Source organism: Luteimonas chenhongjianii, from assembly GCF_002327105.1.
GTDB classification, from domain to species: Bacteria; Pseudomonadota; Gammaproteobacteria; order Xanthomonadales; family Xanthomonadaceae; genus Luteimonas; species Luteimonas chenhongjianii.
Map to the genome: position 1 here is coordinate 1,565,177 of NZ_CP023406.1, position 24,481 is coordinate 1,589,657.

Consider the following 24,481-nt stretch of genomic DNA (forward strand, 5'->3'; position numbering starts at 1 on the left):
GCGCGCATGGCGGTCCACCGGCATGCGCGCCCTTGTCTTACTCGACCGTCAACCCTTCGACCTTCTGCCAGCCTCGCGGCAGCAGGCCGCCCCGGGAGGCGCGTGCGCCGATGTAGGCATCGAGATCCTTGAACGTCAGCGTCATCGTGCGCGCGCCCGAGCGCACCAGTAGCGAGCCAGCCGGCGGCACTACGGCGACGGCGACCACCTGTTCGGTGCCGCGCTTGGCCTTGGGGATCTCGATGATCTTGTTGCCCTTGCCCTTGTCGAGCTCCGGCAACTCGGCCACCGGGAATGCGAGCAGATGGCCGGCGCTGGTGACCACGACCAGGCAATCGGTCTGCGGATCGCGTACGCCGGCCGGCTGCAGTACGGTCGAACCGGGCGAGAGCGACAGCATTGCCTTGCCGGCCTTCTGCCGGCTGGTGAGATTCTCGAAGCGGGTCACGAAGCCGTAACCATGCGAGGACGAGATGACGAAGCGGGCATCGGCCTCGCCGCTGACGACGGTCTGGAACGAGGCGCCCGCGGCCGGGGAGAAGCGCCCGGTCAACGGCTCGCCGTTGCCGCGCGCCGATGGCAGCGAGTGCGCGACCGTCGAATAGCTGCGCCCGGTGGAATCGAGGAACGCGACCTGCTGTGTGCTGCGGCCGCGCGCGAAGGCCAGCAGGCTGTCGCCTTCGCGGTAGTTCATGGCCGCCGGATCGACGTCGTGGCCCTTGGCGGCGCGCACCCAGCCCTTTTCGCTGATGACGATGGTCACCGGCTCGCTCGGCACCAGGTCGGTCTCCGCCAGCGCCTGGGCGCTGCCGCGCACGACCAGCGGCGAGCGGCGCGCATCGCCGAATTTCCTGGCATCGGCCAGCAGCTCGTCCTTGAGCAGCTTCTTCAGTTTTGCGGGGCTGGCGAGCGTCGACATCAGGCCATCGCGCTCGCTTTCGAGCTCGGCCTGTTCGCCGCGGATCTTCATCTCCTCCAGGCGGGCCAGCTGGCGCAGGCGCGTCTCGAGGATGTAGTCGACCTGCTCGTCGCTGAGCGCAAAGCGCGCCTGCAGCACGCCGCGCGGCTCGTCCTCGGTGCGGATGATGTGGATCACCTCGTCGAGGTTGAGGAACGCGACCAGCAGGCCTTCGAGCAGGTGCAGTCGGCGATCGACCTTCTCCAGCCGATGCGTCAGGCGCCGCGTGACCGTGGTGGTGCGGAACTGCAGCCACTCCGACAGCAGCATCTTGAGGTTCTTGACCTGCGGACGCCCGTCCAGACCGATGACGTTGAGGTTGACCCGGTAGCTGCGCTCCAGATCCGTCGTCGCGAACAGATGACCCATCAGCTGCTCGGCGTCCACGCGGTTCGACCGCGGGATCAGCACCACGCGCACCGGATTGGCGTGGTCGGACTCGTCACGGATGTCCTCCAGCCACGGCAGCTTCTTGGCGCGCATCTGGGCTGCGATCTGCTCGATCACCTTGCTCGGGCTGACCTGGTGCGGCAGCGCGGTGATGACGATGTTGCTGTGTTCCTTCTCGAACGTCGCCCGGGCACGCACGCTGCCGTGGCCGGTCTCGTACATGGCGAGCAGGTCGGCGGCCGGGGTGATGATCTCGGCGGTGGTCGGATAGTCGGGACCGCGCACGTGTTCGCACAGATCGCGCACGCTCGCGTCGGGATCCTCGAGCAGGCGCACGCAGGCGCTGACCACCTCGCCGAGATTGTGTGGCGGCACGTCGGTCGCCATGCCCACGGCGATGCCGGTGGTGCCGTTGAGCAGCAGGTGTGGCAGTCGCGCCGGCAGCCACGAGGGCTCCTGCATCGTGCCGTCGAAGTTGTCGGTCCAGTCGACGGTGCCATGGCCGAGTTCGGCCAGCAGCATCTCGGCGATCGGCGTCATCTTCGATTCGGTGTAGCGCATCGCCGCGAAGGATTTCGGATCGTCGCTGGAGCCGAAGTTGCCCTGGCCGTCGATCAGCGGATAGCGGTACGAGAACGGCTGCGCCATCAGCACCAGCGCCTCGTAGCAGGCACTGTCGCCATGGGGATGGTATTTGCCGATCACGTCGCCGACGGTGCGCGCGGACTTCTTGGGCTTGGCGGCGGCGCCCAGGCCCAGCTCGCTCATCGCGTAGACGATGCGGCGCTGCACCGGCTTGAGGCCATCGCCGATGAACGGCAACGCGCGGTCGAGCACCACGTACATCGAGTAGTCGAGATAGGCGCGCTCGGCGAACTCGCGCAGCGGCAACTGCTCGAAACCATGGAACGTGGTGCGGACGGACTCGGTCATCGAAGGCGGCATCTACGGCGGACCGGCGATTTTAGCGGCTGCGGGTCGCAGGTGCTGCGTCCGTTGGCGGCAGGGCGATCGACGCCGCGTTCAGCGGCATACGGTCATGGCGTGCGCCGGCTCTGGCGGACAGGTCATTGCCCTGGGTGCGTGCAGCGGGGGCGGGGGTGGAGGGGAATCGACCAGCGGGGCGTCGGGACCGGTCAAGCTGCGGCGCGCCCTCCCCAGCCGTGCAGGGGATGACGCCCAGCGGCGCCACCGGTCGCGAGCCGGTGGCCGCCGACGCGGGCGGTATCATGGCGGCCATGCACATCAAGGCGCGTACGCGCACGTCCCCCGATACTGCCGGACCGGCGCGCCATTCGGCCGCCGGTACGCCCAAGCGCGCGGCGCACAGTGGCTGCGCCGGTTGCCTGGCCCGGCCGCTCGCGGTCTGTGCGTCGATCCCCGCCACCGAGACCCAGGCGCTGGAGGCGGTGGCCGGCGAAGTGCTGCTCCCGGCCGGCGCGACGCTCGCGCACGAGGGCGACGCGCGACGCGAGGTCTACACCGTCACCCGCGGCATGCTGCGCCGCGTGCGTCTGCTGCCCGACGGTCGCCGGCTCGTGGCAGGGTTCCTGATGGTCGGGGATTTCATCGGCTTCAGCGGCGCGCCGCACTACCGGCATACGCTCGAAGCGGTGACCGACTGCGTGCTGTGCGTGTTCCCGATGCAGTCGATGCGCAGCCTGTGCCAGCGCTATCCCGATCTCGAATCGGGCCTGCTGGCCCAGGCCTGCAGCGAGCTCGATGCGACCCGCGGCAGCCTGATGCTGCTGGCGCGGCTGGGGCCGAGCGAACGCCTCGCGGGATTCCTGGTCGAACTCGCCGAGCGCCAGCGCCGCCGCGGCGCACCGGCCGGCCAGGTGGATCTGCCGATGACCCGCGCCGACATCGCCGACCATCTGGGTCTGACGATCGAGACCGTGAGCCGCAGCTTCACCAAGCTGCGCCAGAGCGGGGCGGTCGCGTTCACGGATCCACACCGGATCGATCTGGTCGACGTGCCGGCGCTGCGGGCCTCGGCGGGGCTCTAGTGCGGCAGCGATGGCGCGTGCGGCAGTCCCTGCGCAGCGCTGGCGATTTCTGCAGATCGCGACCAGCCTGAGCCCCTCTCCCTCCGGGAGAGGGTCGGGTGAGGGACGTCGATGCAGATGCGGGATCAAGCATTCGCTTGTGCCGGAGCAGATCGGCGGCAGCTGCAACGGTTGCTTGGCGGCGTCTGGAACAGATCCCCTCCTGCGTGGTTGGAAGGGTCACTTTGTCTTGCAGCGCCGCTCGACCGGCTGCCCTCACCCCAACCCCTCTCCCAGGGGGAGAGGGGCTTGAAGCAGAGCGTCCACTGACAGCAGGCGCGGTCGCAAGCGCATTGATCCAGATCAATGCCGAGCCCGCGGCCGCGGCGCAACCTGCGCGCATGACCCGTTCCGGCCGCACCCCATGATCGACATGACCGTCGTCGAACTGTCCCGCCTGCAGTTCGCGCTGACCGCGATGTACCACTTCCTGTTCGTCCCGCTGACCCTGGGGCTGTCTTTCCTGATGGCGATCATGGAAAGCGTCTATGTGATGACCGGCCGCGACGTCTGGCGGCGGATGACGCTGTTCTGGGGCGTGCTGTTCGGCATCAACTTCGCGGTGGGCGTGGCGACCGGCATCGTCATGGAGTTCCAGTTCGGCATGAACTGGGCCTACTACAGCCACTATGTCGGCGACATCTTCGGCGCGCCGCTGGCGATCGAAGGCCTGATGGCGTTCTTCCTCGAAGCCACGTTCATCGGCCTGTTCTTCTTCGGCTGGAACCGCCTGTCGAAGCTGCAGCACCTGGTGATCACCTGGCTGGTGGCGCTGGGCGCGAACTTCTCCGCGCTGTGGATCCTGGTCGCCAACGGCTGGATGCAGAACCCGGTCGGCGCGGTGTTCAACCCCGACACGATGCGCATGGAGATCACCGACTTCATGGCGGTGATCTTCAATCCCGTCGCGCAGGCCAAGTTCGTGCACACGGTCTCGGCCGGCTACGTGACCGGCGCGATCTTCGTGATGTCGGTCAGCGCGTTCTACCTGCTTCGTGGCAAGCACCAGGACATCGCGCGCCGCTCGATCGCGGTCGCGGCGAGCTTCGGCCTGGCCTCGGCGCTGAGTGTCGTGGTGCTCGGGGACGAGAGCGGCTACGCCGCCACCGAACACCAGAAGATGAAGCTCGCCGCGATCGAGGCGATGTGGCACACCGAGCCCGCGCCTGCCGGCTTCACCGTCATCGGCCTGCCGGACCAGGCCAGCCAGTCGAACCGCTTCGAGGTCAAGATTCCCTGGCTGATGGGGCTGATCGCGACGCGTTCGCTCGATGGCGAAATCCCCGGCATCCTTGAACTCGTCGAGCGCGCCGAACACCGCATCCGCGGCGGCCAGTTCGCCTACGCCGCGCTGGAGCGCCTGCGTGAGGACCGCAACGACACCGCCGCGCGCGAAGCCTTCGACCGGCACTGGGCGGATCTGGGCCATGCGCTGCTGCTCAAGCGCTATCGAGACGACATCCTGGCCGCTTCCGAGGCCGAGATCTCGCAGGCCGCGCTGGACACCGTGCCGCGCGTGGCGCCGCTGTTCTGGACCTTCCGCATCATGGCCGTCATCGGCTTCTACCTCATCGCGTTCTTCGCCATCGCCTTCTGGCTGGTGAGCCGCAACCGCATCGAGGACAGCCGGCGTTTCCTGTGGGTCGCACTGTTCAGCCTGCCGCTGCCGTGGATCGCCATCGAATGCGGCTGGTTCGTCGCCGAGTACGGTCGCCAGCCCTGGGCCGTGGAAGGCGTGTTGCCGACGTTCTATGCAGCCTCGGGCATCGCGCTCAAGGACATCCTGATCTCGCTGGCGGGCTTCGTGATCATCTACACGGGTCTGGCGATCGTCGCGGCCAAGCTGATGCTCAACGCGATCCGCAAGGGCCCGGACGTGCTCGCCCCGCCTGCGCACGACGCCGCGCCCGCCGCTGTCGACGATCCGGTGCCCGATCGGGACGGTCTGCCGCTGCAGGCTGCCGACGATCTCGATCCCGCCCCCAACGCGCGCGCCTGACGCGTCTGCCCCAGGACATTCCCCATGGACTTCATTCCCCTCGACTACGCCACGCTGCGCCTGATCTGGTGGCTGCTGCTGGGCGTGCTGCTCATCGGCTTCGCAGTGATGGACGGTTTCGATCTCGGCGTGGGCACGTTGTTGCCGTTCGTCGCCAGGACCGATGCGGAGCGTCGCATCGTCGTCAACACCATCGGCCCGGTCTGGGAGGGCAACCAGGTCTGGCTGATCCTCGGCGGCGGTGCGATCTTCGCCGCATTCCCCCCGCTGTACGCAGTGAGTTTCTCGGGGTTCTACCTCGCGATGTTCCTGATCCTGTTCGCGCTGATCCTGCGGCCGGTCGGCTTCAAGTTCCGCGGCAAGGTCGAGAACACGCGTTGGAAGCAGACCTGGGACTGGGCGCTGTTCATCGGCGGCGCGGTGCCCGCGCTGATCTTCGGCGTGGCGGTGGGCAACGTGCTGCTCGGCGTGCCGTTCCATTTCACTCCCGAGCTGCGCCCGGTCTACACCGGTGGTTTCTTCGCGTTGCTGACGCCGTTCGCACTCCTCGCCGGCTTGGTCAGCGTGAGCCTGCTGGTCGCGCACGGTGCGGCGATGCTGGTGATCAAGACCGATGGTCCGATCGCGAACCGCGCCGCCCGCTACGGCAGCGTCGCGGCCCTGGCGGGTGCATTGCTGTTCGTCGGCGCCGGGGTGTGGATCGCGACCGGAATCGACGGGTTCCGCATCGAATCGGTGGTCGATGGCGGCCTTCCGTCCAATCCGCTGCACAAGCAGGTGATGACGGCGCCGGGCGCGTGGATGGACAACTATCAGACGATGCCATGGTCGATGCTCGCCCCGCTGCTGGGCATCGCCGGCGCGCTCGCCTCGGCCTGGCTGCTGCGCATGCGCTTCGGGATGTCGGCGTTCATCGCGTCGGGCGTGTCCATCGCCAGCGTGATCCTGACCGTCGGCTTTGCGATCTTCCCGTTCCTGCTGCCGTCATCGAGCATGCCCTCGGCCGGACTCACCCTGTGGGATGCCTCCAGCAGCCGAATGACGCTGTGGATCATGCTGCTGGCGACGATCGTGTTCCTGCCGCTGGTGCTGGCCTACACCAGCTGGGTCTACCGCGTGCTGCGCGGCAAGGTCACCGACGCCAGCGTCGCCGACACCCCCAACGCGTACTGACAGCGCCCACTCTCAAGGAAACGACACCATGTGGTACTTCGCCTGGATCCTCGGCATCGGCCTGGCCGCGACGTTCGCGATCCTCAACGGCATGTGGTTCGAAGTGCGCGAGCAGCGCCGCGTGCGCGCCGACCACTGACGTGTGCAGGCAGCGGGCCGGCGACATCGGGCCCGCCCACGCGCGACGGGCGTAACGGAGGCGGGCGGTTGGCCCGGAACTCACGTCCGCACACGCTCGGCGGCGCGACACTGCGGGTCACCGTCCACGGAGCTCGCCCGATGACCCAAGACAACACCCCCGACACCGCGCGCGGACCGCTGGAGAAGACGCGCACGCCAGACGCCCCCAAGGTCCCCGGCGAATCGGCCGAGAAGCGCGATCAGGACGAACGCAACGACCCGGCCTCGATGCCGGGCGCGGTGGCGGGCAATACCGCGCGTCGCAGCGGCGACGGCCCCCCGGGCAATCCGGGCAACCGCAAGCGGGACTGAGACGGTCCATCGGCTGCGGCGTCGACGATATGGCGGGGGCCATGCGCCACCCGATCACGCTGAAGCGTGCGTCTCCTGTCGCACGCGCGTCGGATGCGGTCGACACGCCCTGCGCGACGGCTTAAGCCGCAGGCGCTGGTCCTGGGCCGCTCGCCGCAACCTCGGATTTCAGGGCAAAGCATCAGGCACAAAAAAACCCGCCTTGGCGGGTTTGATGTTCACAGGTGGTAAGCCTGCGATGACCTTGGTGCCCGGGAGAGGACTCGAACCTCCACGGAGTTGCCCCCGCTAGCACCTGAAGCTAGTGCGTCTACCAATTCCGCCACCCGGGCAGGTCAGGGCGCGAATTCTGCGGGCCCGCGATGCGGCTGTCAATGCGCCGCGAAGAAGCGGCACCCGGCGGGGCGATGCAGTGCAGGTCCTCAGAACGGCTTTGCCAGTGCCAGCCCGACAATGGCCAGGGCGGCCAGCAAGGTCAGCAGCGCTGCTTGGCGCAGGACCATCGGCAATGGACTCGGTGCCTGCGCACGCACGATGCGCCCCAGCGCATGGTCGAGCAGGACCTGCATCACCACCAGCGAGGCGACAAGGACCAGCTTGATCTGCAGCCAGTGCATCACGATCCAGCCTGCCTGCAGGGCGATGTATCCGCCGCAGCCGAGCACCACGAGCATCGCCGGCGTGGTCACCCAGCGGTGCCAGCTGCGCAGGCTCGCAAGCACCGAACGGCCGGCGGCAGAGTCCATCGCACGGTGGAGTGCCACGCCGAGCGCCGCGCCCAGCAGCCCGCTCACCCAGGCCGCGGCAGCGGTCACGTGCAGCAGCTTGAGCGCGGCATAGTCCAAAGACGGTCTCCGTGAAGCTCGGGCGCGCGGTCGCGGTGGCCGGAACTTCTTCTGGGCAGCGTGGCGACGGGCACAAAAAAACCCGCCTTGGCGGGTTTGATGTTCGCAGGTGGTAAGCCTGCGATGACCTTGGTGCCCGGGAGAGGACTCGAACCTCCACGGAGTTGCCCCCGCTAGCACCTGAAGCTAGTGCGTCTACCAATTCCGCCACCCGGGCAGGTCAGGGCGCGTATGTTGTCGATGCGCCGGGCGCTTGTCAACGCGTTTGTGGATGTGGCGCCGGTCGGGGCAAGCATCGATGCGCTCCTCGCAGGCGAAGCTGTACCATCGCGCCAATGGCTAAACCACCCAGCAAGCGCGGCGGCAGCCGCGACACGTCCGGTCCCGCGAAGCAGGGGGCCCGCAAGCGCGGCCCTGACGACGCCGGCCGCCCCCAACGAGACAGCGACAGCGGCGCGCGCGGCGCGACCGCACTGCCGCCGTGGATGCCCGATCCCGGCCTGCAACGGGCCTTGCGCTCGGGTGCGCCGAAGTCCGCTGCGACCCCCGCGCAGCCACCGCCAGCCGCGGCGCGTGGCGGGCGCTTCGAAGATCCCTACGCCACGCGCGAGGCGGCGCGCTACGCCAATCCGATCCCCAGTCGCGAAGCGATCCTGCAGGTGCTCGCCGATGCCGACGGGCCGATGACCGCCGAGGAGCTCGCAGCCAAGCTCGGCCTGACCGAACCCGACCGCGCCGACGCCCTGGGCAAGCGGGTCGCGGCGATGATGCGCGAAGGCCAGCTGCTGCAGAACCGCCGCGGCGGCCTGGTGCCGGCCAAGCGCATGGACCTGATCCCGGGCACGGTGATCGCCAATCCCGAAGGCTTCGGTTTCCTGCGCCCCGATTCGGGCAGCGGAGAGGATCTGTTCCTGCCGCCGGCGGAGATGCGCAAGGCCATGCACGGCGACCGCGTGCTGGCCAGCCTCACCAATGTCGATTCACGCGGCCGGCGCGCCGGTGTCGTCGTCGAGGTACTCGAGCGGCGCACCACGCGCCTCATGGGCCGTTTCTCGGTCGAACACGGCATCAGCTACGTCGTGCCCGACGATCGCCGCATCCAGCGCAATATCCAGATTCCCGCCGACGCGCGCCAGGAGGCGCAGCACGGTCAGCTGGTGGTCTGCGAGATCACCGCGCCGGGTGACGCGCACCGCCCGCCGATCGGCCGCGTGCTGACCGTGCTCGGTGACGTGCTCAAGCCGTCGCTGGTGGTCGAAGCCGCGATCCATGGCCACAACCTGCCGCACGAGTTCTCGCCGGCGGTGCTCGAGGAAGCCGCCGCGATACCGGTGGACGTGGAAGAACGGATGATCGGCGGCCGCGTCGATCTGCGCAGCCTGCCGCTGGTGACGATCGACGGCGAGGACGCCAAGGATTTCGACGACGCGGTGTACTGCGAGCCCAACCGCGACGGCTTCCGCCTGGTGGTCGCGATCGCCGACGTGTCCAACTACGTGCGCCCCGGCATGCCGCTCGACGACGAGGCCCAGTTGCGCGCGACCAGCGTGTACTTCCCCGGGTTCGTCGTGCCGATGCTGCCCGAAACGTTGTCCAACGGCATCTGTTCGCTCAAGCCCAAGGTCGACCGCATGTGCTTCGTCTGCGACATGCAGGTGCAGCGCGACGGCACGGTGTCGCATTCGAAGTTCTACGAGGCGGTGATGTATTCGCACGCGCGCCTGACCTACACCCAGGTGTGGAAGGCGGTCGGCGAGGACGATGCCGAAACGCGCGCGGCGATCGCGCCGGTGCTGCCGCAGGTCGAGCGCCTGCACCAGCTCTACGCGGTGCTCGCCAAGGCCCGGGCCAAGCGCGGCGCGATCGAGTTCGAGAGCAGCGAGGTGCGTTTCGTGCTCGACAACACCGGCGAGGTCACCCAGGCCGGCATGCTCCAGCGCAACGATGCGCACAAGCTGATCGAGGAATGCATGATCGCGGCCAATGTCCAGGCTGCGGAATTCCTGCTCGAAGCCGGCATTCCCGCGCCGTTCCGCGTCCACGACAAGCCGCCGGAGTCGAAGTACGCCGACCTGCTGGAGTTCCTCAAGGAGTTCTCGCTGCGCCTGCCGCCGTGGTCGAAGGTGCAGCCCAAGGACTTCACCCAGCTGCTGAAGAAGATCCGCGAACGACCCGATGCGACCCTGCTCGAGTCGGTGCTGCTGCGCAGCCAGAGCCAGGCGGTCTACACGACCGAGAACATCGGCCACTTCGGCCTGGCTCTTGCCGCGTATGCGCACTTCACCTCGCCGATCCGCCGCTATCCGGACCTGCTGGTGCATCGCGCGATCAAGCACGTGCTGTCGGGCCAGCCGCTGGCGAAGTTCCTCTACACGCCGCGCCTGATGGAGAGCCTGTCGCTGCAGTGCTCGGAGCGCGCGCGACGCGCCGACGAGGCCGAGCGCGAAGTCGACGAGCGCTACCGGGCGGCATGGATGGAGCAGCATGTCGGCGGCCAGTTCGACGGCGTGATCAGCGGCGTGACCAGCTTCGGTCTGTTCGTTGAACTCGATCAGTCGAAGGTCAACGGCCTGGTCCACGTCACCCAGCTGCCGAACGATTTCTACAGCTTCGATCCGATCCGGCGGACCCTCAACGGCCAGCGCGCCGGGCGCGAATACCGCCTGGGCGACCGGGTGCGGATCATCGTGCTCAAGGCCAGCCTGGAAGATCGCAAGATCGATTTCCGGCTCGTCGATCCGGATGCGGCCGAGCAGGGTGGGCCGAAACCGCTCCCGCCGCGCGGCAAGCCGGCCAAGCGCGAAAAGAAGCCTTACTGAGGTCACGCCCGTGGACAGTGCGCAAGCGGTGTACACGGGCGGCTGCCAATGCGGCGCGGTGCGCTTCCGGGCGCCGGGCCTGCTGGAGGCCTCGGTCTGTCATTGCCGCATGTGCCAGAAGGCCTTCGGTGCGTACTACGCACCGCTGGTCTCGGTCGAAGAGGCCACGTTCCGATGGACCCGCGGCGCGCCCCGGCGCTATGCATCGTCGAACCTGGTGCAACGCGGCTTCTGCGCCGACTGCGGAACGCCGCTGACCTACGAGTCGCCCCAGGGGCTGGCCATTGCCGCAGGTGCGTTCGACACACCGGCGCGTCTGCCGCCGGTGATCCAGTACGGCACCGAGGCGGCGCTGCCGTTCGTGGACGCGCTGGCGCAGCTTCCCAGGCGGCGCAGCGACGACGAGGCCGCGAGCGCGTTCATGGCCGACATCGTCTCCAACCAGCACCCAGATCACGACACCTGAGCCGCCGCGCAGGGCCTGCTCAGGCGCGCTCGTGTACGCTTGCCGACCCGTTTCCCGTCTCTCCAGCGCACGTATGAGCAACAAGCAGAACCAGTGGATCGTCGGCATCAATGCCGTCGCGGCGGCCGTCGAGCACGACGCCGAGAACGTGCGCGAGGTCCTGCTCGAAGCCGGCGCGAAGAATCCGCGCATCGTCGAGATCGAATCGAGCGCGCGTCGCCGCGACATCGACGTGCGCCGGGTCAACCAGCAGGCGCTCGATGGCGTCGCCGGCGGCCTGCGCCACCAGGGCGCGGTTGCGCGCTATGCGGCGGCGAAAACCTGGGACGAGGACGAACTCGAAGGCCTGGTGGAGGCCGCCGAGGGCAAGGCCCTGCTGCTGGTGCTCGACGGTGTGCAGGATCCGCACAACCTCGGCGCCTGCCTGCGCAGCGCAGCCGCGGCCGGGGTCACTGCAGTCGTGATTCCCAAGGACAAGGCGGTGCAGGTCAATGCCACGGTGCGCAAGACATCCGCCGGCGCCGCGGACAGCGTGCCGGTCGTGCGCGTGACCAACCTGTCGCGCACGCTGCGCGACCTGCAGAAGCTCGGCGTCTGGATCTACGGCCTGGCCGGCGAGGCCGACGCGTCGCTGTATGCGCTCGATCTGCGCGGCAACGTCGCCCTGGTACTGGGCGGCGAAGCCGACGGCCTGCGTCGCCTGACCCGCGAACATTGCGACCAGTTGGTGACGATCCCGATGCCCGGCGTCGATGTGGCCGGTGGCGTGGAGAGCCTCAACGTGTCGGTGGCCGCAGGTGTGACCCTGTTCGAAGCGGTCCGCCAGCGCCAGGGCTGACCCCGGGAAACCTCCGTGGCAGGCGGTGCGTGCGTGCACGCCAGGGACGGCGAGGGGCGAGCGCGCGTCCGTGTGTGTTGCCCTGACTGCTGGTACTGACGCTTGCCTGGCCGGTCGCCGCATTCGTGCCACCGCCGGGCGATCCGCCGGCGGGCGCGCTGCGCGATTCCAGCGGTCTGGACCGGCAGGTGTCCGGTGGCCCGCTGATACCGGTCGAGCTGCAGCCGGGCGTCGTCCCGTCTGTGCTCAGACTCGCCGAGGATGAAACCGGCGGTCTGTGGGTCGGTGCTTGCGGGCGGCAGCTGTTCCGCGTGTGCGACGACTGATTCCGGTCGATTCAGTCGCGCGTCGCTAGCATTGCCCGGCGGCGGCAGGGACGACCCTGCCGGGACACACCGCTCCCGGGGACGGCCCCATCGCCACGGTGGAGGCAGCGTATGTCGTGGATCATTCTCGTTCTGGCCGGGCTGTTCGAGATCGCCTGGGCGATCGGCCTCAAGTACACCGAAGGCTTCACCCGGCTCTGGCCCAGCGTCGCCACGCTGGCGGCCATGGCGATCAGCATCGGCCTGCTGGGCGTTGCGATGCGGACGCTACCCGTGGGCACGGCCTATGCCATCTGGGTCGGTATCGGCGCCGTCGGCACGGTCATCCTCGGCATCGTGCTGATGGGCGATCCGGCGACGCCGGGACGTCTGATCAGCCTGGGCCTGATCGTCATGGGCATCGTCGGGCTGAAGCTCGCAAGCTGACTGCAGGGCTGATACGCGCACCGCACGCACTGCGCGGTCGCACAGGCCGCGCGCTGTGATGACGCATGCAGGCCCGCGCCCGCGCAACGCGCTGCTGGTGCAAGCGGTCCGCATCGGGGACCATTGCCGGCCCCGCGCGGCGGCCCTGCCACGCGGGTCGCCTGTCTTTTCTTGCCGGAAGTGCCTGTGCTGAGTGTCGTCGCGATCGTTCTTGCGTCCTATGTGGTGTTGCGCCTGGTGGGGCCGCTTCGCCTGTCCTGGCCGGTCCGCAGCGCGCTGGCGCTACTCGTGTACGGGCTGGCCCTGCATCACCGCATCGTCGCGCGCTTCGCCGGGAGCATGGCGTCGCCCGAGCTGCCGAAACTCGTGATCGCCACGCTGGGGACCGGCTTCATCGCGTTGCTGCTGACGGCGGTATTCGTGCTCGTGCTGGACGCGGTGACGCTGCTGGCGCGGGTCCTGCGTCGGCGGGGGGCGCTCGCGCGCCTCCGCGCGCCGGGGCCGAGGCCTGCGGCCGCGGCGCTGGCCCTGCTGCTGGCGCTGTACGGGACCTGGCAGGCGATGGCGGTCCCGAAGGTCCGGCAGGTCGAGATCGCGATCGACGGGCTGCCGGCGGCCTTCGAGGGCTACCGCGTACTGCAGTTGACCGATATCCACGCGAGCCGGCTGCTGACCGGCGACTGGGTCGCCGATGTCGTCGCGGCGGCGAACGCGCAGCAGCCCGACCTGGTCGTCATCACCGGCGATCTGGTGGACGGCAGTGTGGAGGCGCGCGCCGACGACGTGCGGCCGCTGGCTGGCCTGCGCGCGTCCGACGGCGTCGTGGCGATTACCGGCAACCACGAGTACTACGCCCAGTACCGGGCATGGATGGATGCCTTCCGCGCGCTGGGCATGCAGGTCCTGGAGAACACGCATCTGGGGATCGCGCGCGGGGATGCGGTGCTGACCATCGCCGGCGTCACCGATCCGGTGGCCGAACGCTACGGCCTGCCAGGCCCCGATCTCGACGCAGCGCTCGCCGGCGCTCCGCCGCAGGCGCCGGTAATCCTGCTCGACCATCGCCCCGTCGCGGCGCGCGAAGCCGCCTCGCGCGGCGTCGCGCTGCAGCTCTCGGGACATACGCATGGCGGTCACATCACCGGCATGCACCGGCTCGTCGCGCGTGCGAACGGTGGCTTCGTCTCGGGTCTGTACCGGGTGGCCGGCATGCAGCTCTATGTCAGCAATGGCGCCGGCCTGTGGCCGGGCTTCGCCACGCGCATCGGCGTGCCGTCCGAGATCACCGTGCTGACCCTGCGCCGCGCGCCGGGCTGAGTGCGTTCGCGCGGGTGGATCAGTCGGCCGGGGGTGCCATCGCCGGCCATGCATTGGCGATGCGGCAGAACAGCTGCGCGGTCAGCGTCGTGTCGTAGAGCGCCGAATGCGCCTGGTTCTGGTCCCATTCCAGCCCCGCCGCCGCGACCGCGCGCGCCAGCACGGTCTGCCCGTAGGCCACGCCGGCCAGGGTCACCGTGTCGAACACGCTGAACGGATGGAAGGGGTTGCGCTTGTGCTGGGTGCGCGCCACTGCGGCGTTGACGAAGCCCAGATCGAAATGCGCGTTGTGGCCGACCAGGATCGCGCGCTGGCAATTGTGGTGGCGCACCGCGTTGCGCACGTGCGCGAACACATGGTCGAGCGCGTCGTACTCGGGCTTGGCGAAGCGGAACGGATGATGGATATCGATGCCGGTCACTTCGAGCGACTGCGGATCGATCGACGTGCCGTCGGCCGGTTCGACATGCGCGTGCACGGGACTGCCGGGCACCAGGCGGCCGTCGTCGTCGAGATCCAGCGGGATCGCGGCAATTTCCAGCAGGGCGTGGCGACGCGCCTCGAAACCGCCGGTTTCGACGTCGACGACGACCGGCAGGAAGCCGCGGAAGCGGCGGGACATCGGGGTGTGTGACGCCGTTTCGGCGGGTGCTGCAGCTTCGCTCATGGGCGCAAGCCTAGCAGAGCGGGGTGACTCGACTGCGCGGTGGACGCGTTAGCGGGAGGCGGAGGCGCGCGGCCCACGCAGGACCGTCCATACGCCGGACCGCATTGCGGAATGGACGGCGCAGCGGTGCGCCCCGCAGCGGCGGAGGGCGTGGTTTGCCACGACGCCCGCCGCGGGCCCTGGCGGTACTTTTCGGCGACTCACGACACCGTGTTGGTGAAGTCGCGCTTGTCGCGCGGCAGCAGTGGCTCGTCGCCCCTGACCTGGAACCAGATGTTCTCGGCGATGTTGGTCGCGTGGTCGCCGATGCGCTCGATGTTCTTGGCCATGAACAGCAGGTGCGTGCTTGGCGTGATCGCGCGTGGATCTTCCATCATGTAGGTCAGCAGCTCCCGGAACAGGCCGGTGTAGACCGTGTCGATCTCTGCGTCCTGGGCGCGCACGCGCCGGGCGGCGTCGGGATCGCTGTCGCGGAACGCGACGAGGACCTCGCGCACCTGGCGCACCGCCAGCTGGCCGAGCTGGGTCAGGCCACGCGTATAGGGCAGGGGCGGTGCGAGGTTGAGCGCGGTCGAGCGCTTGGCGACATTCGCCGCGTAGTCGCCGATGCGCTCGATGTCGGCGGCGATGCGCAGGGCCGCGAGGATGTCGCGCAGGTCGCGCGCCAGCGGCCCGCGCAGCGCGAGCTTCATGACGTCCTGGCTGATCTCCTGCTCGAGCGTGTCGATGGCCTCGTCGTTGGCGATGATGCGCGCGGCCGCCTTGTCGTCGCGGCGCTCGACCACGTCGAGCGCGGCTTCCAGCTGCGCTGCCGCCATCTCGCCCATGCGCAGGATCTCGCTGGTCAGACGGGCGCGTTCGTCGTCGTAGCTCTTGACGATGTGCTCGGTGGGTTGGTTGGGCATGGCGGGTACCTGGAGAGGAGGTGGCGGCAGTGGAAGGAACTGCAATGACACTGAAGTCTGATGGCGAGCGCTCGTCCGGCCGCGCGCAGCACGCGCGGCGTTCGGCAGGGCGCGCGGCAGTGCCGCGCAAGCGGCCCTGCCTCACCCAAACCGGCCGGTGATGTAGTCCTCGGTCTGCTGCTTGGAGGGATTGGAGAAGATGGTTTCGGTGGTGTCGTGCTCGATCAGGTCGCCGAGATACATGAAGGCGGTGTAGTCGGAGACGCGCGCCGCCTGCTGCATGTTGTGGGTGACGATGACGATCGTGTAGTCGAGCTTGAGCTCCTCGACCAGCTGCTCGATGCGGCTGGTGGAGATGGGGTCCAGCGCGGAGGTCGGCTCGTCGAGCAGCAGGACATCCGGATGCAGGGCGACGGCGCGGGCGATGCACAGGCGCTGCTGCTGACCGCCCGACAGGCCCAGCGCGTTCCGCCCCAGCTTGTCCTTCACCTCGTTCCACAGCGCCGCCTGGGTCAGCGCCTGCTCGACGCGGACATCGAGATCGGCCTTCGAGAGCTTCTCGTGATGGCGGATCGCGTAGGCCACGTTCTCGAAGATCGTCATCGGGAACGGCACCGGCTTCTGGAACACCATGCCGACCTTGCTGCGCAACCGGTTCATCGGATACTTCGGCGACAGGATGTTCTCGCCGTCGAGCAGCAGTTCGCCGCTGGCGGTCATGTTCGGATACAGGGCGTAGATGCGGTTGAAGGTGCGCAGCAGCGTCGATTTGCCGCAGCCCGAAGGGCCGATCAGTGCGGTCACGCGCTTTTCCGGAATCTCCAGGTTGATGCCCTTGAGCGCGTGGAAATCACCGTAGTGGAAGTCCAGCCCGCGCGCGGCGATCTTGACCGGCGTCGGCGCCAGCTGGGTGCGCGCCTGCGTCGCCAGCGCGATGCGATGCGACGGAGCGGTGTGGAGGTCGTTCATGGACGGGTCCAGGCTGAGATTAGTCATTGGGAATCTTGTTGCGCAGCAGGATCGCGCGCGCACCGAGGCTGACCAGCAGGACGAAGCAGGTCAGCACCAGCGCGCCGGCCCAGGCCAGCTGTTGCCAGGATTCGTAGGGGCTGCCCGCGTACTGGTACATCACCACCGGGACGCTGGCCATCGGCTGCATGATGTTGCTGTTCCAGTACTGGTTGCCGAATGCGGTGAACAGCAGGGGCGCGGTCTCGCCGGAAATGCGCGCAAGGGCCAGCAGCACGCCGGTGACGATGCCGGCCGAAGCGCTGCGGTAGAGCACCTGCACGACGACCTTCCACTGCGGCACCCCGAGCGACAGTGCGGCCTCGCGCATCTGCGTGGGCACCAGCTGCAGCATCTCGTCGGTGGTGCGCACGACCACCGGCAGCACGATGAACGCCAGGGCGATCGCGCCGGCCAGCGCCGAGAAGCGGCCGCCGGTGGTCATCACGAACGCGGTGTAGACGAACAGGCCCAGCACGATCGACGGCGCCGACAGCAGGATGTCGTTGATGAAGCGCACGACGATGCCGGCCTTGCGGGCACGGCCGTACTCCGACAGCCAGGTGCCCGCGGCGACGCCGAGCGGCGTGCCGATGGCGATCGCCAGCCCGCACATGACCGCGCTGCCGAAGAAGGCGTTGAGCAGGCCGCCTTCCTGCATCGGCGGCGGGGTCATCTGGGTGAACAGCGCCGGGTTGATGCCGCCGGCGGCCTTGGACACCAGCGTCCACAGGATCCAGCCGAGGAAGAACAGACCGAACGCTGCGGTCAGGCAGCCCATGAGGACCGCGATGGCATTGCGCACGCGACGGCGTGCGTAGAGACGGTCGGCGACCTTGCGCTCGCGGTCGAGGACGGTGGCGGCGCTCATCAGGTGCCCTCCCTGCGGGCCAGCCGCATCAGCATCAGGCGGGCGAGCGCCAGCACGATGAAAGTGACGATGAACAGGACGAAGCCAAGCAGCAGCAGTGCCGAGCGGTAGGTTTCGGTGGCTTCACCGAAGTCGTTGGCGATCAAGGCCGCGATGGTCGTTCCCGGCTCCAGCAGCGACGGCGTCAGGCGCACCGAGTTGCCGATGACGAAAGCCACGGCCATCGTCTCGCCGAGCGCGCGGCCCAGACCGAGGAAGATGCCGCCGATGACGGCCGAGCGGGTGTAGGGCAGCACGATGTCCCAGCTCACTTCCCACTTGGTCGAGCCGAGGGCGTAGGCCGATTCCTTCAGGCGGGTCGGCACGGTCAGGAACACTTCGCGCATCACCGCCGAGATGAAGGGGATCACCATGATCGCGAGCACGAAGCCTGCGGTCAGCGTGCCGATGCCGAGCGGCGGACCGCGGAACAGGGCGCCCAGGCCCGGGATCCCGCCGAGCGTGTCGTTGAGCCACGGCGTGATGTGGGTCGTCATCACCGGCACGAACACGAACAGACCCCACATGCCGTAGATGATCGAGGGGATGCCAGCGAGCAGTTCGATCGCCGTGCCCACCGGGCCGCGCAGCCAGCGCGGCGCGACTTCGGTCAGGAAGAAGGCGATGCCGAAACTCACCGGAACCGCGACGATCATGGCAATGAGCGCGGTGACGATGGTGCCGACGATCGGCGCCAGTGCGCCGTAGCGGTTCTCGACCGGGTTCCAGTCGGAGCTGGTGAAGAACGACAGCCCCTGCGAAGCCAGGGCGTCGCGGCCGCCCCACAGCATCGACAGCGCAGCGCCGGCGAGCGCCAGCATCACGAATACGACGGTGGCGGTCAGGATGATCTTGAACAGGCGGTCGGCGCGGGCATCGCGGAGGTCGCGGGTGCTCGGCGCCGGCACGGGGGAAGGGATAGCGGCGTGCATTGGAAAGTCCGGGAGGGAAGAGCCGCGGAGCGCAGCCGGCAGTCCGGATGAGCCGGCCTGCGCTGCAACGGTGGGTCGCCGATCTTCCGGCGAGTCGATGCTGGCTCCGGATGGGGCCAGGCATCACCGGGCCGGTCTTGCGACCGCGCCCGCTTCCGCGGACGCGGTCTTCAATCTCACTGGAACTCTGCAGCCCAGTAGGCCTCGATCTGCTGCACCAGCTCCGGCGGCAGCGGCACGTAATGCAGCTCGCTCGCCTGGGCCTGGCCCGATTCGAAGGCCCACTTGAAGAAGTCGCGCGCGGCCCGGCTGCGCGCTGCGTCCTTGGGCTGCTTGGGCATCAGCATGAAATTCGTCGCGGTGATCGGCCACGCATCAGCGCCCGGGGCATTGGTGATGACCAGGCTGAAGTCCTGCGCACTGGCCCAGTCGGCGGTCACGGCGGCCGCGGCGAAGCTTTCCTCGCTCGGCTGTACCCAGTTGCCAGCCGCGTTCTGCAGCGACGCGTAGGGCATGCCGTTCTGCAGGGCATAGGCCAGCTCGACGTAACCGATCGACCCCTTGATCTGCTGCACGTACGAGGCGACGCCTTCATTGCCCTTGCCGCCCACGCCCGAGGGCCACTGCACCGAGGTGCCTTCGCCGACCCGCGACTTCCAGTCCGGGCTGACCTTGGACAGGTAATTGGAGAAGTTGAACGTGGTGCCCGAGCCATCGGAGCGGTGAACGAGGCTGATCTTGCCGGCGGGCAGGTTCAACCCCGGGTTGAGCGCGGCGATCGCCGGGTCGTTCCAGCTGGCGACCTTGCCGAGGAAGATGTCGGCCAGCAGCGCGCCGGTCAGCTTGAGCTGGCCCGGCTGCAGCCCTTCGACATTGAGTACCGGCACCACGCCACCGATGGCGGAGGGGAACTGGCCAAGGCCCGCGGCCTGCAGCTCGGCGCTGTCGAGCGGCTTGTCGGACGAACCGAAATCGACAGTGCCGGCCTTGATCTGGGCGATGCCGCCGCCCGAGCCGATCGACTGGTAGTTGATCCTGTTGCCGGTGGCGGCGTTGTAATCGGCCGACCACTTCGACACCAGCGGATAGATGAAGGATGCCCCCGCGCCCGAGACCTCCGCGATCGCGCGGTCCCCGGCCGGCTGCGCGGCACCGGGCGCGTCGGCGCCGGGACCACCACAGGCGGCAAGAAAGAGGAGCGAGGACAGCGCAAGCGCGCCGATCCGGATCGTCTGGGACATGCGTGACTCCATCTGAAGGCGGCAACGCGCGGCGTCGCCTCGATCCGGGTATGGAATGATGTTTGTGTTACAGCCGTATGACGCGCGAACCATCTGGCGGTGATGGCGGGCGAAACACGGGCTCTACGATCGGTGCCGCGTGCGGGCCTGAACGACACGCTCGTCCGGGCGCCGCGAATGCAAGGATGCGCGCGCCAGGCATCGGTTCCCGGTGAAGAGGCGTGGGGGTGCTGGCGCACCCGGTGGCGATGCCGCCACTGGATCGCCGGATCGCGCGTCCCGCCCAGCGGGCGGCTCGCTCGGAACAAAGAAACGGGCCCGAAGGCCCGCTGGAAGGAGGGGAGGAAGATCTGATCTGTCGACGTGAATCAATAGCGCGCGTTGTCCGCCCAGTAGCGCTCGATCTGCTGCACCAGCGCAGCCGGCAGCGGCACGTAGCCGAGCTGACGGGCCTGCGGGCCGCCGTTGGCGTAGACCCAGCTGAAGAACTCCTGCGCGTTCCTGGCGCCGGCGCGGTTGCGCGGCTGGCGGTGCATGAGGATGAAGTTGGTCGCGGTGATCGGCCAGGAGTTCTCGCCGGGCGCGTTGGTCATGACCAGGAAGAAGTCGCGGCTGGCGCCCCAGTTGGCACTTGCTGCGGCAGCGGAAAAGGTTTCCTCGCTCGGGTTGACGAAGTTGCCGGCGGCGTTCTTCAGGCGCGAGTAGGCCATGCGGTTCTGCAGCGCGTAGGACAGCTCGACATAACCGATACCGCCCTTGATCTGCCTGACATAGGCGGCGACGCCCTCGTTGCCCTTGCCGCCGATGCCCACCGGCCACTGCACGGTGGTGCCTTCGCCGACGCCGTTCTTCCAGTCCGGACTGACCTTGGACAGGTAGTTGACGAAGTTGAAGGTGGTGCCGGAGCCGTCCGAACGATGGACGACGGTGATGCGCGCGTCGGGCAGGGCGATGCCAGCGTTGAGCGCCACGATTGCCGGATCGTTCCAGCGGGTGATCCTGCCCAGGAAGATGTTGGCCAGGGTGGCGCCGTCGAGCTTCATCGCGCCGGCCGCCACGCCTTCGACGTTGACGATCGGCACCACGCCGCCGATCACCGACGGAAACTGCACCAGGCCCGACTTGGCCAGGTCTTCCGGCGGCAGCGGCGCGTCGGACGAGCCGAAGTCCACGGTGCCGGCCTTGATCTGGGCGATGCCGCCGCCCGAGCCGATCGACTGGTAGTTGACCTGCTTGCCGGTGGCGGTGCGGTAGTCGGCCGACCAGCGGGTCATCGCCGGGTAGACGAACGAAGCGCCAGCGCCGGTGACGTCGCTGGCCATGGCGGGCGCGGCGAACGTGGCCGCCAGCAATGTGGTCGCCAGCGCGGCGGCGGCGACACGGTTCTTGAGCAATGCGTGCATGGAAACCCCTGGAGTGGTGGACGGCCTGTGGCGCCGTGCGGCGTATTTGACGGCCGGCCCATGACAATTCCGCGTCAGCCCGGTGACCTGGGCATGACCTGGCATGCGCGCAGGGCGCGCGCGGCGATACCGTCATCCGACTGTCATGCCGATGCCATCGGGCTGTCAGCAAATCTACGCAACCTGCGCACCGTCGCTAACGCGTGCTCGACCGCAGCCCGATCCAGGCCGGCGCGGCGCGCGTGCACAGGCGCACCCACATCTCACTCCTTACGGGAATCCACCATGCGTCATTCCATCCTGGCCGCGTCCGTTGCTCTTGCCGTCGCGTCCGTGTCGTTCTCCGCCGCTGCACAGAGCCAGGGCCGCGATGCCGAGGTCGCCGCCCTGCGCGCGCAGCTGGCCGAGATGCAGGCCAAGCTCGATGCGCTGGAACTCCGCTCCGACGCCCAGTCCGACATCAACATCGGCACGCAGGAAAGCCTGGACAGGATGGCCACCACGATGCCGGTGGTCGACACCAAGGGCGGCCTGAAGGTCACCTCGGCCGACAAGAAGTTCGAGTTCTCCGCCGGTGGTCGCATCCATTTCGATGCCTACGCATTCGATCGCGACGAAGCCGCGTCCACCGGCACCACCGAGTTCCGCCGCGCGCGCATCACCCTGGGCGGCAAGGCCTACGGCTGGGAGTACAAGTTCGAGCAGGACTTCGGCGCCGGCAGCGGCCTTGACGGCTTCCGCGACGTCTACATCGCCAGGTCGGCGCTGGGCGGCAAGTTCACCATCGGCCACTTCAAGCCGTACCGCTCGATGGAAGAGCTGACCAGCTCCAACGAGATCCTGATGATGGAGCGCCCGTTCGCCTCGGCGACCGGCCTGTTCAACGGCCGCCAGTTCCAGCAGGGCGTCGGCTACATGCGCGCCGACGGCAACCACACGGCGGGCGTGTCGGTGTTCAATCTGCGCAGCGCGTCGGGCACCCGCAACGAAGGCGTCGGCGCGGCTGGCCGTGTGACCTTTGCGCCGATCAATACCGAGGAAAGCACGCTGCACTTCGGCGGCTGGGCCAGCCAGGAGAACGCGAACCAGGGCTCGGCGGATCTCGCGGCCAGCGTGAGTTATGCCGGCCGTCGCGGGCCGTCCCAGGTCATCGCCACGACCACCGGCGCCAGCCGTGACACCGTCACCGCCGTGGGTGTCGAAGCCGCCGGCTCGTTCGGTCCGCTGTTCTTCCAGGCCGAGTACGCCAACGCCACCTTCGGTCGTCCGCTCGGCGCCGACCAGGACGTGGCCACGTGGTACGTGCAGGGCAGCTGGCTGCTCAACGGTGGCCACAAGCCCTACAAGCCGACGAGCGGCATCTTCGGGTCGCCCAAGGTCACCGACAAGGGGCTGTGGGAGCTGACCGCGCGCTACGACACGATCGAGAACAAGGACATCCGCAACATGGACGTCAGCAGCTGGATCGTCGGCATGAACTACTACGTCAATCCGAGTCTGCGCTTCATGTTCAATTACACCAACGGCGACGACAGCTTCACCGGCGACAAGACCGGCCAGTACGCACTGCGCACGCAGTTCTCGTTCTGATCGACGCCCAGCGCGCGACCCGAAGGCCCGCGGCGCAAGCCGTGGGCCTTTCGCGTTGGCCAGAAGCCGCGAGGCGGCGTAATCGCGCGCCTTTCCCGTCGCCATGTAGCCGGCGCGCTCGTAGGCGGCGCCGGCGTTGAAGTCGACCTGGCACTCTTCGGCGGAGCTGCTGCTGGTCTCAGTGGCTTTCCGCTCACGGCGAGCTGCTTGCCGTCTCCGGCGAAACGTGTCCGCCGTCGATGAACTGACCAGCGTCTTCAACCAGCTTCGCCGCCAGCCCCGGTGCAGTCCAGCGTGTGCATGGGAACTGACACGATAATCGTGGCTTGGCCGCCGAGATGAAAAGGAAAAGGCGGCGGGATCCCGCCGCCCTTGATTGCATCCAGGTCGCTTGGCTTACCGCGGCACCTCATGGTAGATGACCACTACTTCGATCACCTGACCACCGGTTCCGTACACCACGACGATGGTCACATGCGCGTCCCGGAATACCACCTCCGCACTGCAGGGGCAGTTGCCATCAGCTCTGGTGGCGGTTGCGGCAGCACCGCGCGAGGCCACACGGACCTCCTCACGCGAGAGCGAGCCGATCGGCAACACGAAGGCTCCGGACTTCGTGATGCCTACTGCCGTAAGGACTTCATCATCGAGCGTATTGATCTGGACGTAGCGGACGCCGTCCTTTTCGAACTCGTATACCCGGAAGTTCGGGCTCTGGGAGATACTCGGCGCCGCGGGGACGGCCTCGCCAAGGCCACGAATCGCATGCGCATCGGACGGGAATCGCACCTGCTGCGCGCTTGCAGCCCCGGCCCCAATGACTACAGCAAGAGAAAGTGTCAGGCTTGCGAACAACTTCATTATCGAAACTCCATTTCGAGGATGAATGCCGGCGGCCAAGCCGGCGTGACGGTTATACCCCCGTCCTGCCAGTTGCCGCCACACTCGGCAAGGAAGACGCGCAAGTCTGAAATAGGTCACGTTCCGCGCTCCCTGTATCTCAGGGCCGTCGAGCGGTACCGCGGGGCCTCACGTGCCAGGTTCCGGGCCTCCTCCTCCCATGCGACGCCTTCACGTAGCCGCCGCTCCCTGTCGCGTCAGCGAGCGCGCGCGTTCGAAGTAGGGGCCGCCTGAGCATCAGCCCAGGCCGCTTTCGTGGAGTGCGGCCGCTTCACGCGATCCGAGAAGGCGCCGACCAGAACCCTGCCTCGGTCAGCGACTGCTGCAGGACGGCCGTCGCGCAGTGTGGACGGCCGCGTAGCGCGGCTTGCGCATCATGGCGGCGTGCGCGCCCCTTCTGGTGCGCTGCCGCTCTGGATAGAGCAGGTCGTGCGCGGCGTCGTAGGCGACCATGCGCAGTCGTCAGCAGTCCGCCGGCTTGCGCAGGTCCAGTGGCTGTGGCCGCTGCAGCGGGCCTGCGCCTTCGGTGCGTCTCCGGCGCGCGAAGCGCCTTGGGCAGCCGTCCCGCAGGGAGCAGCGGCATCATTTCAGGTGAGTCATGGCGCTTCCGTAGCTATGGCGAACGGCGCGCGGGTCAGCGCACGCACTTGATCTGGATGGGGTAGAGCGCCTCGACCTGGCGCTTCTTGGTCTTGTCCCAGGGGTTGCCTGCATCGCGCGCGCGGCGCGCGCAAGCCCGACTTTCGACCCAGGGCGGCACGTGGCGCTGCAGGTAGCATGTACGGCCGCGCCGGCTGAGACGGCGCGTCAACAGGACCCGCGACCGTG

At 68.2% G+C, this 24,481-nt stretch carries 22 protein-coding genes and 2 tRNA genes; 11 read left to right on the forward strand and 13 right to left on the reverse strand.

The genetic code is table 11. The features are described from left to right. Positions 1-37: 37 nt before the first annotated feature. A complete protein-coding gene (parC, locus tag CNR27_RS07170; protein WP_096297569.1) occupies positions 38-2,281 on the reverse strand; it encodes a DNA topoisomerase IV subunit A in 2,244 nt (747 codons plus the stop codon). A gap of 239 nt (positions 2,282-2,520) precedes the next feature. Between parC and CNR27_RS07175 the strand changes: the two genes are divergently transcribed. The 5 genes from CNR27_RS07175 (at position 2,521) to CNR27_RS07195 (ending at position 7,060) form a co-directional block, all read left to right on the forward strand. Continuing rightward, a complete protein-coding gene (locus tag CNR27_RS07175; RefSeq protein WP_245815776.1) occupies positions 2,521-3,357 on the forward strand; it encodes a Crp/Fnr family transcriptional regulator in 837 nt (278 codons plus the stop codon). Between the two features lie 403 nt (positions 3,358-3,760). Continuing rightward, on the forward strand, positions 3,761-5,395 hold the full coding sequence (locus tag CNR27_RS07180; protein WP_096297570.1) for a cytochrome ubiquinol oxidase subunit I: 1,635 nt from the start codon (positions 3,761-3,763) through the stop codon (positions 5,393-5,395). 24 nt (positions 5,396-5,419) lie between these two features. Further along, on the forward strand, positions 5,420-6,568 hold the full coding sequence (gene cydB, locus CNR27_RS07185; protein ID WP_096297571.1) for a cytochrome d ubiquinol oxidase subunit II: 1,149 nt from the start codon (positions 5,420-5,422) through the stop codon (positions 6,566-6,568). Between the two features lie 28 nt (positions 6,569-6,596). Then, a complete protein-coding gene (cydX, locus tag CNR27_RS07190; protein WP_096297572.1) occupies positions 6,597-6,707 on the forward strand; it encodes a cytochrome bd-I oxidase subunit CydX in 111 nt (36 codons plus the stop codon). A 140-nt stretch (positions 6,708-6,847) separates the two neighbouring features. Further along, entirely contained in the window at positions 6,848-7,060 is a 213-nt protein-coding gene (locus CNR27_RS07195) for a hypothetical protein (RefSeq protein ID WP_096297573.1), read from the forward strand. A 245-nt stretch (positions 7,061-7,305) separates the two neighbouring features. Here CNR27_RS07195 and CNR27_RS07200 read toward each other — a convergent pair. The 3 genes from CNR27_RS07200 to CNR27_RS07210 all read right to left on the reverse strand — a co-directional run bounded on the left by CNR27_RS07200 (position 7,306) and on the right by CNR27_RS07210 (position 8,122). Next, positions 7,306-7,392: transfer RNA gene (locus tag CNR27_RS07200), tRNA-Leu, on the reverse strand. Between the two features lie 90 nt (positions 7,393-7,482). Further along, positions 7,483-7,905, reverse strand: coding sequence for a CopD family protein (locus tag CNR27_RS07205; protein ID WP_157745303.1), 423 nt, complete (start codon positions 7,903-7,905; stop codon positions 7,483-7,485). 130 nt (positions 7,906-8,035) lie between these two features. Further along, a tRNA-Leu gene (locus CNR27_RS07210) sits at positions 8,036-8,122 on the reverse strand. A gap of 118 nt (positions 8,123-8,240) precedes the next feature. On the opposite strand from CNR27_RS07210, the gene rnr reads away from it, so the two are divergent. The 5 genes from rnr to CNR27_RS07240 all read left to right on the forward strand — a co-directional run bounded on the left by rnr (position 8,241) and on the right by CNR27_RS07240 (position 14,097). Beyond that, entirely contained in the window at positions 8,241-10,724 is a 2,484-nt protein-coding gene (gene rnr, locus CNR27_RS07215) for a ribonuclease R (RefSeq protein WP_096297575.1), read from the forward strand. A 10-nt stretch (positions 10,725-10,734) separates the two neighbouring features. Next, on the forward strand, positions 10,735-11,190 hold the full coding sequence (locus CNR27_RS07220) for a GFA family protein (protein ID WP_179948228.1): 456 nt from the start codon (positions 10,735-10,737) through the stop codon (positions 11,188-11,190). Between the two features lie 73 nt (positions 11,191-11,263). After that, positions 11,264-12,028 (forward strand): 23S rRNA (guanosine(2251)-2'-O)-methyltransferase RlmB, encoded by a 765-nt coding sequence (rlmB, locus tag CNR27_RS07225; protein WP_096297577.1) that lies wholly within the window; start codon positions 11,264-11,266, stop codon positions 12,026-12,028. 437 nt (positions 12,029-12,465) lie between these two features. After that, a complete protein-coding gene (gene sugE / locus CNR27_RS07235; RefSeq protein ID WP_096297579.1) occupies positions 12,466-12,780 on the forward strand; it encodes a quaternary ammonium compound efflux SMR transporter SugE in 315 nt (104 codons plus the stop codon). A 186-nt stretch (positions 12,781-12,966) separates the two neighbouring features. Then, positions 12,967-14,097, forward strand: a complete 1,131-nt coding sequence (locus CNR27_RS07240; RefSeq protein WP_096297580.1) for a metallophosphoesterase — start codon at positions 12,967-12,969, stop codon at positions 14,095-14,097. A gap of 19 nt (positions 14,098-14,116) precedes the next feature. Here CNR27_RS07240 and rnt read toward each other — a convergent pair whose 3' ends face one another. The 7 genes from rnt to pstS (CNR27_RS07275) all read right to left on the reverse strand — a co-directional run bounded on the left by rnt (position 14,117) and on the right by pstS (CNR27_RS07275) (position 21,163). Next, positions 14,117-14,764 carry a ribonuclease T gene (gene rnt, locus CNR27_RS07245; RefSeq protein ID WP_096297581.1) on the reverse strand — a complete coding sequence of 216 codons (648 nt, stop codon included), beginning with the start codon at positions 14,762-14,764 and terminating at the stop codon, positions 14,117-14,119. A 200-nt stretch (positions 14,765-14,964) separates the two neighbouring features. Beyond that, positions 14,965-15,669, reverse strand: a complete 705-nt coding sequence (gene phoU / locus CNR27_RS07250) for a phosphate signaling complex protein PhoU (protein WP_096297582.1) — start codon at positions 15,667-15,669, stop codon at positions 14,965-14,967. Positions 15,670-15,810: 141 nt separating this feature from the next. Further along, positions 15,811-16,638, reverse strand: a complete 828-nt coding sequence (gene pstB / locus CNR27_RS07255) for a phosphate ABC transporter ATP-binding protein PstB (protein ID WP_096297583.1) — start codon at positions 16,636-16,638, stop codon at positions 15,811-15,813. A gap of 19 nt (positions 16,639-16,657) precedes the next feature. Then, positions 16,658-17,548 (reverse strand): phosphate ABC transporter permease PstA, encoded by an 891-nt coding sequence (pstA, locus tag CNR27_RS07260; protein WP_096297584.1) that lies wholly within the window; start codon positions 17,546-17,548, stop codon positions 16,658-16,660. After that, complete coding sequence (gene pstC / locus CNR27_RS07265) at positions 17,548-18,519, reverse strand: phosphate ABC transporter permease subunit PstC (RefSeq protein ID WP_096297585.1); 972 nt, start codon at positions 18,517-18,519, stop codon at positions 17,548-17,550. The genes pstA and pstC overlap by 1 nt, the downstream gene beginning before the upstream one ends. A gap of 176 nt (positions 18,520-18,695) precedes the next feature. After that, complete coding sequence (gene pstS, locus CNR27_RS07270; protein WP_096300413.1) at positions 18,696-19,760, reverse strand: phosphate ABC transporter substrate-binding protein PstS; 1,065 nt, start codon at positions 19,758-19,760, stop codon at positions 18,696-18,698. A 368-nt stretch (positions 19,761-20,128) separates the two neighbouring features. Then, positions 20,129-21,163, reverse strand: coding sequence for a phosphate ABC transporter substrate-binding protein PstS (gene pstS, locus CNR27_RS07275; protein ID WP_096297586.1), 1,035 nt, complete (start codon positions 21,161-21,163; stop codon positions 20,129-20,131). A gap of 285 nt (positions 21,164-21,448) precedes the next feature. On the opposite strand from pstS (CNR27_RS07275), the gene CNR27_RS07280 reads away from it, so the two are divergent. After that, the gene (locus CNR27_RS07280; RefSeq protein WP_157745305.1) at positions 21,449-22,753 is read left to right on the forward strand and encodes an OprO/OprP family phosphate-selective porin; all 1,305 of its coding nucleotides are present in this window, start codon (positions 21,449-21,451) and stop codon (positions 22,751-22,753) included. Between the two features lie 396 nt (positions 22,754-23,149). Here CNR27_RS07280 and CNR27_RS07285 read toward each other — a convergent pair whose 3' ends face one another. Both CNR27_RS07285 and CNR27_RS15230 read right to left on the reverse strand, forming a co-directional pair. Then, positions 23,150-23,614, reverse strand: coding sequence for a hypothetical protein (locus CNR27_RS07285; RefSeq protein ID WP_096297588.1), 465 nt, complete (start codon positions 23,612-23,614; stop codon positions 23,150-23,152). Positions 23,615-24,287: 673 nt separating this feature from the next. Then, the gene (locus CNR27_RS15230) at positions 24,288-24,464 is read right to left on the reverse strand and encodes a hypothetical protein (protein WP_157745307.1); all 177 of its coding nucleotides are present in this window, start codon (positions 24,462-24,464) and stop codon (positions 24,288-24,290) included. Between the last annotated feature and the right edge of the window lie 17 nt (positions 24,465-24,481).